This is a genomic window from Flavobacterium enshiense DK69 (genome assembly GCF_000498495.1).
Taxonomy (GTDB): Bacteria; Bacteroidota; Bacteroidia; order Flavobacteriales; family Flavobacteriaceae; genus Flavobacterium; species Flavobacterium enshiense.
On record NZ_AVCS01000011.1, the window covers coordinates 86,903 to 93,192 of the forward strand.

The following is a 6,290-nucleotide window of genomic DNA, read 5'->3' on the forward strand; positions in this document are numbered from 1 at the left end:
AGACAACTCGAAGATAACATATACAACTTTTATCATGTAAAGGTCCTGTTATATATATATTTGAGTTGGTGGCAATTTTGCAGAACCACAACAAACAATTTAACATAAAATAAATATGAGATTAATCACTACATTATCAATTTTACTAATTGGACAAATTTTATTTGGACAAAACCGAGTTCAAAAAATTGACAGTTTATTAACTGTAATGCACAAAAACGAAAAACTTAATGGAAGTGTTCTAATTGCAGAAAAGGGGAAAGTTATTTATAAGCATAGTTTTGGATATTCTAATGAAGAAACAAAACAGGAATTAGACGAAAATTCAATTTTTGAATTAGCTTCTTGCTCAAAGCAGTTCACAGCAATGGCGATTATGATGCTTAAAGAAAATGGAAGGCTAAATTTAGATGACAATATTTCAAAATTCATTCCTGAATTAGCAAATTACAAAGACATCACAATTAGAAATTTGCTTAACCACACAGGTGGACTGCCTGACTATATGGTGTTAATGGATAGTTTGTTTGATAAATCAAAAATTGCTACAAACAAAGATATTATTTCAATTTTCAGTAAAAATCAACCCAAAATAGTATTTGAACCTAATACAAAGTATGAATATAGTAATACAGGTTATGCTTTGTTAGCATCAATTATTGAAAAAGCGTCAGGACAGACATTTGCTGATTACTTACAAAAAAAAATATTTACCCCTTTGAAAATGACAAAATCTTTTGTTTATACACGAAGGTATTCTCCGAAAAAAGTTGATAACTATGCTTTTGGATATGTTTATTCCGACAGTTTAAAAAAATACTTTTTACCAGACAGTTTAACCGAAACAAATATGGTCATTTGGTTAGATGGAATTGTTGGAGATGGTTGTGTAAATTCAACTGTAAATGATTTATTAAAATGGGACAGAGCTTTATACACTAATAAGTTACTTTCAAAGGAAGGAATGGCAGAACTATTTCAAGTTGCTACATTGAATGACAAGTCCAAAACTAAATACGGCTTTGGTTGGGCAATTGATGATAACGCAGACTTTGGGAAAATTGTATCTCACAGTGGTGGCTGGCCAGGTTATGTAACTTATATAGACAGACACATTACAAATGACAAAACAATTATTATTCTTCAAAATCATAATAACGTATCAATACCGGTAAAATCAATTAGAAGTATTTTATATAACAAACCTTTGCCAAAACCCATTGTTAGAAAAGAAGTAGCATTACCGACAGAACAATTACAGAAACTCATTGGGGTATATGAAGTGGAAAAAGATTTTGAAATCAAAATCAAACTGGAAAACAACCAATTATTTACTCAACTTACAGGACAAAATGCATTTCCAATATTTGCAGAAAGTGAACAGTTATTTTTCTTAAAAGTTGTAGATGCACAATTACAATTTGAAAAGAATGATAAGGACGAAATTGTGAAGTTATATTTATTGCAGAATGGCAATAAGATAGAAGCAAAACGAATAAAATAAAAACTACCGCCAACAAGGGTTTTGAGTCAGGCGGGCAGAAGTGCAAAATTCCCCCACTGGCGCGAGCATCTTGCTCGTACCCACAATGAACAAAAAAACTATCTGCAATAATTTACTGTATTTGTAAGCAACAGAACCAAATCCCCGGCATAAGTTGGGGATTTTCATTTTACACAACCATCACGTAAGTTATTAACCTCATTTGTCGAAAACTAATTTTGAAAAGTTTTCTTATAATTTTTACTTTTGGGCAACTCGAAGATAGCGTATTCAACTTTTATCATGTAATGGTTCTGTTGTGTATGTTTTTGAGTTAGATGACATTTTTGAAAATCCGGATAAATTATATAAGTTTAGTAATTATAATATTCTAAGAATTAATGGTCTCAAAATCAAATCAATTAGAACTTCATTATTTTTTCAGTGATAATTCACACGGCTTTGATGCTCTTGTTCGAAATGAGTGCGAAAAAGAACTTCTTAATTTATATCATGACGTAGCTAAAAGTTTAGACTTTAAACTGCTTGTCCAAAGCGAACCTCCAAAAGATGGTGGTTTTATTGAGCTTTGGAAGTTTATTGGTGATAATCCTAATCAAGTAACTTTAATTGTTAGTGCCATTGCACTTATTCTCTCAAGAATTCCTGTTGAAAATAAAAAACTAACTCAACTTCAAATTGAAAACTTGAAATTAGATAATCAATTAAAAAAAGAAGAACTACGTGAGTTAAAGCTAAAATCAAAAAATGAAAATGAAATTGATGAAGACTTAATTAAGAAAGTGGTAGAGCTTCTTATGATAAATTATAAAATAGTTTGGCGAAGATCAAATTTCTATAGAAAAGTATCGCAGTATAAAAGAATATACAAAATATCAAATCAAAGATTATTAGATGGAAAAGTTATTGGTAACGAACGTGAAATTCCCCAAAATGAATTTTATAATTTTGTTTTATCATCAGATGAAATTCCAAAAAATGAAATTGAAGAGGCAATCATCGATTTAATTTCTCCAGTTCTGAAATCAGGAAACTTCTATTGGAAAGGTTTTCATAACAATGAAATTATAAACTTCCAAATGACCGATCCTAATTTTAAATTAATGGTTCAACACGGTCAAATACCTTTAAACAATAAGGTTATATTAAATACAATATTAGTTCAAGACAGAAAGATTGATGAGAACGGTGAAATTAAAGTTACAAAATGCTCTGTTCCTTTGGTAATAAAATACTCAGTAAATGGGACAGAACACATTACTTCTGATGGTGAAGCATATTTAAGAAAAAAATAAAACATCGCCTAACAGCTGTTTTAAAAAATGGAAGCTTTAGGGATTTATCGGTAATGGTCAGTGTTTGTATTTCTTATTTTTTTTAGCTTTTTTCTTTCAGTTTTTTCGATATATTTGCATGGTCAGTTACCAAAAACCGCCGCTGCATAAAGGCTTCTGGACGTTAGATATTTTAAAACAGCAAATTGTAATAAGCTAAATTGTGTAAATTGCATAAAAAAGTAATTTTTAGATTTGAATGAGAATAATTGTAGTTGCTGACATACATGGTGATGATGAAAAGTTTAGAAAAGCACTAAAATCTGTTTCTTTAAAGAAAACAGATAAATTAGTATTGCTTGGAGATTTAATTGATAGAGGAAAAAATTCAAAAAATGTATTAGATACTCTTTTATTATTAAAGAGTAATGGTTTTGAAAACATAATATATATTCGAGGAAATCATGAACAAATGTTGTTAGATTCAATTGAAAATGAGGACAAAGAATATATATGGATTAAAAATGGAGGAGATAAAACTCTGAAAAGTTTCAGAGCTAATTACTCAAATCAAATTCCTGAAATTTATATAGATTTATTAAAAAGTTCTATATTATACTATGAACTTGAAAACTATTTTTTCGTTCATGCAGGATTAAATTTTGAATTGGAAGATCCATTAGAAGATACTCATTCATTAATGTGGATTAGAGATGTTTCTATTGATCTATATAAAAATTCTTCATTTTCTTCGAAAAAAATCATTCATGGACACACTCCTATTGAAAAAAGTAAAATTTTAGACAATTTTCAAAATAGTAATATTATCAATTTAGATAATGGAATATATCTTAAAGGAGAAGAGTTCGGAAAACTAACAATCGCAGATTTAACAAATAAAAAAATATTATTTATTTAGAATGAATGTAGTTAAAATTATTGAACCAATAAATACTGGTGGAAATGGTATAATTGAAAAAGTGTTATGTGATGATGGGCATATTTATGCTAAAAAAACATTTTCTTTAGTTCCTAACCATAAAATATCTTCTCACGTTGTTGATAAGTGTAGAAATAGATTTATTCGAGAGATTAAAATTCAAAAACAACTTCAAAAAGAATATATTATTCCAATAATTCATTATGATTTATCAGGAAGTTTTCCTTGGTATTTAATGCCTGTTGCTGATTATGATTATGGTCATGAGATAGAACTAATCAAGAAAACCCCAAAACAACCTGATGGTTTAGGTGATATATTAAATGCTCTTGAATATCTACATAATCTGGGATATGTCCATAGAGATTTAAAACCAGGAAATATATTATATCATGATGGTTTTTGGAAGCTATCTGATTTAGGACTTGTTACTCCTGATAAAGACATTACAGATTTATCTATAACATCATCAAATGAGTGGTCAGGTACTGTAATATATATGGCTCCTGAACAACATACAAATTTTAAGCGTGTTGATAGAAGGGCTGATATTTATTCTTTTGGTGCTATTCTTCATGATATTTATGGCAATTCTTCAAGAATCCCATTTTCAAATTTTAGTTGTTCTGGTGAAATAGGTGTTATTTTAGAAAAATGCTCAAAAAAGGAACCTAAAGACAGATTCAATAATATTGGTATTTTAAGGGATAAACTTTTATACATATTATCTAAAGGAACAACAACCTTATCTTCCACTTCCCAAGAACAAATTGATAAATTTGAAGATTTAGAAAATTTCAATTCTGAAAAATTTATTGATTTAGTCTTTTATTTAAAAGAAGAAGATTCTGATTTATATAGCATATTTAAAGAATTAAATAATGAAATTTTAGATAAACTTTATGCGGTTGATATTGATTTATTTATAGAATTCTGTTTAATATATGTTGAATGGGTTAAAAACACTTCTTTTAATTTTGATTATTGTGATGTTGTTATCAGATTAATTCAAAATATTTATAATAAAATTGACAATAATGATTTAAAAGCAAATTGCGTAATTTCAGCTGCTGAACTTGGAAGAAGTCATAATAGATGGTTTGTAATGGAGAATGTAGTCAGAATGGCAAATGCAGATATCGATGAAAATTTAGCGTTTAGAATTCAAATTGAAATTGAAGTTGAACCTCGTAATAAAAGAAATTTTGAGCTTTGTGTAAAACAAATAAATCGAAATATAAATGTATATCATAATCTTATTGCAGAAGCTTTTTAAAAACGTCAACAGCGGTTTGACTTGCTGGTTTTGGACTTCTTTGAAAAGTTAATTTCTAAATCAAAATTTATTAATATTTGTAATGTTCCGTGATAGTAACCGCGTCAAGCCGGGGGATGTTTATCCTCGATCCCAAAGTCTCCTGAATTTGCGGCATACAACTCAAATATGAAGGATTTATACTCAAGCATAGTGACGGCCAAATGAATCCACACCCACAAAATATAAAAAAACTACATCCCCAACGATGTAGTTTTTTTATATCCATCAGAGTTCAAAAGACGGTTAAGTAATTTGTTTTTTCACAACACTGTAGTAAAACCAAAATTAGTATCACAAAAAATGTAGTATAATTCTTCTGTTTATGATAAATTACTATTTTTGGAAATTATTAATTTAATCAGAAAAATAGTATTTATGAGTTCAACTAACGAGACTGGACACGCGAAAAATATCGCTAACTTTCAAAGCCTTATCCAATTCGTTGTCGGGTACGGCGCGGCCTACAATCCGTCAAAAAACACCCTGAAAATCCCACAGCTAAACACCATCGCTACCAATTCAAACACCAAATTGGCTGATGTCATTACCAAAAACACCGCCTTTAACAACGCCGTTAACGACAGGATCAATTCCTTCAATGGGCTAAAGACCTTATCAACAAGATTAGTCAACGCCTTAGAAACCACCAATGCTTCCAAAGAGAAAATCAAAGACGCCAAAGGATTCAACCGCAAAATGCATGGCAAAAGAGTATCAGCAATACAAACACCAACAGACCCCAATGCGCCAGCTCCAAAAACGATCAGTGCAAGCCAGCTATCTTTCGACCAACAAATCCAGCACTTTGCTGGCTTAGTCGCGATACTGCAATCCGAAGTAAGCTTCACGCCCAATGAGGTCGAGCTGAAACTAACGGCCTTAACCGCTAAACAAGTAGATTTAGTAGCTAAGAACAACGCTGTGGCAACCGCCTATACAGCAATCAGCAATTCAAGAATCGCAAGGGACAAAACCTTATACGACGACGGAACCGGTTTGGTAGAAACTGCATTGGAAGTAAAGAAATACGTTAAATCGCTTTTCGGCCCATCAAGCCCGGAATTCGCACAGGTACAAGGCATCGAATTCAGAAAAATTAAGAAATAACCAATCCTCTTCTAACAAACTCCCTATTGCATCTGGATATTTCTAAATCTGATTTGGAAATATCCTTACTGCGGGGAGAAATCTCCTTACTACAAAAAGAAATCTTCCTACTGCGGAGAGAAATCTCCTTACTGCGGAGAGAAATCT

The 6,290-nt window shown here is 30.6% G+C and carries 5 protein-coding genes; all 5 read left to right on the forward strand.

Going from position 1 to position 6,290, the window contains the following annotated elements:
* Positions 1-115 precede the first annotated feature (115 nt).
* The 5 genes from FEDK69T_RS08765 (at position 116) to FEDK69T_RS08785 (ending at position 6,143) form a co-directional block, all read left to right on the forward strand.
* Positions 116-1,504 carry a serine hydrolase gene (locus FEDK69T_RS08765; RefSeq protein ID WP_023573791.1) on the forward strand — a complete coding sequence of 463 codons (1,389 nt, stop codon included), beginning with the start codon at positions 116-118 and terminating at the stop codon, positions 1,502-1,504.
* A gap of 380 nt (positions 1,505-1,884) precedes the next feature.
* Positions 1,885-2,799 (forward strand): hypothetical protein, encoded by a 915-nt coding sequence (locus FEDK69T_RS08770; protein WP_023573792.1) that lies wholly within the window; start codon positions 1,885-1,887, stop codon positions 2,797-2,799.
* Positions 2,800-3,037: 238 nt separating this feature from the next.
* Positions 3,038-3,697 carry a metallophosphoesterase family protein gene (locus tag FEDK69T_RS15470; protein ID WP_023573793.1) on the forward strand — a complete coding sequence of 220 codons (660 nt, stop codon included), beginning with the start codon at positions 3,038-3,040 and terminating at the stop codon, positions 3,695-3,697.
* A 1-nt stretch (position 3,698) separates the two neighbouring features.
* Positions 3,699-4,994 carry a protein kinase domain-containing protein gene (locus FEDK69T_RS08780; protein WP_023573794.1) on the forward strand — a complete coding sequence of 432 codons (1,296 nt, stop codon included), beginning with the start codon at positions 3,699-3,701 and terminating at the stop codon, positions 4,992-4,994.
* Between the two features lie 417 nt (positions 4,995-5,411).
* A complete protein-coding gene (locus FEDK69T_RS08785; RefSeq protein WP_023573795.1) occupies positions 5,412-6,143 on the forward strand; it encodes a hypothetical protein in 732 nt (243 codons plus the stop codon).
* Positions 6,144-6,290 lie beyond the last annotated feature (147 nt).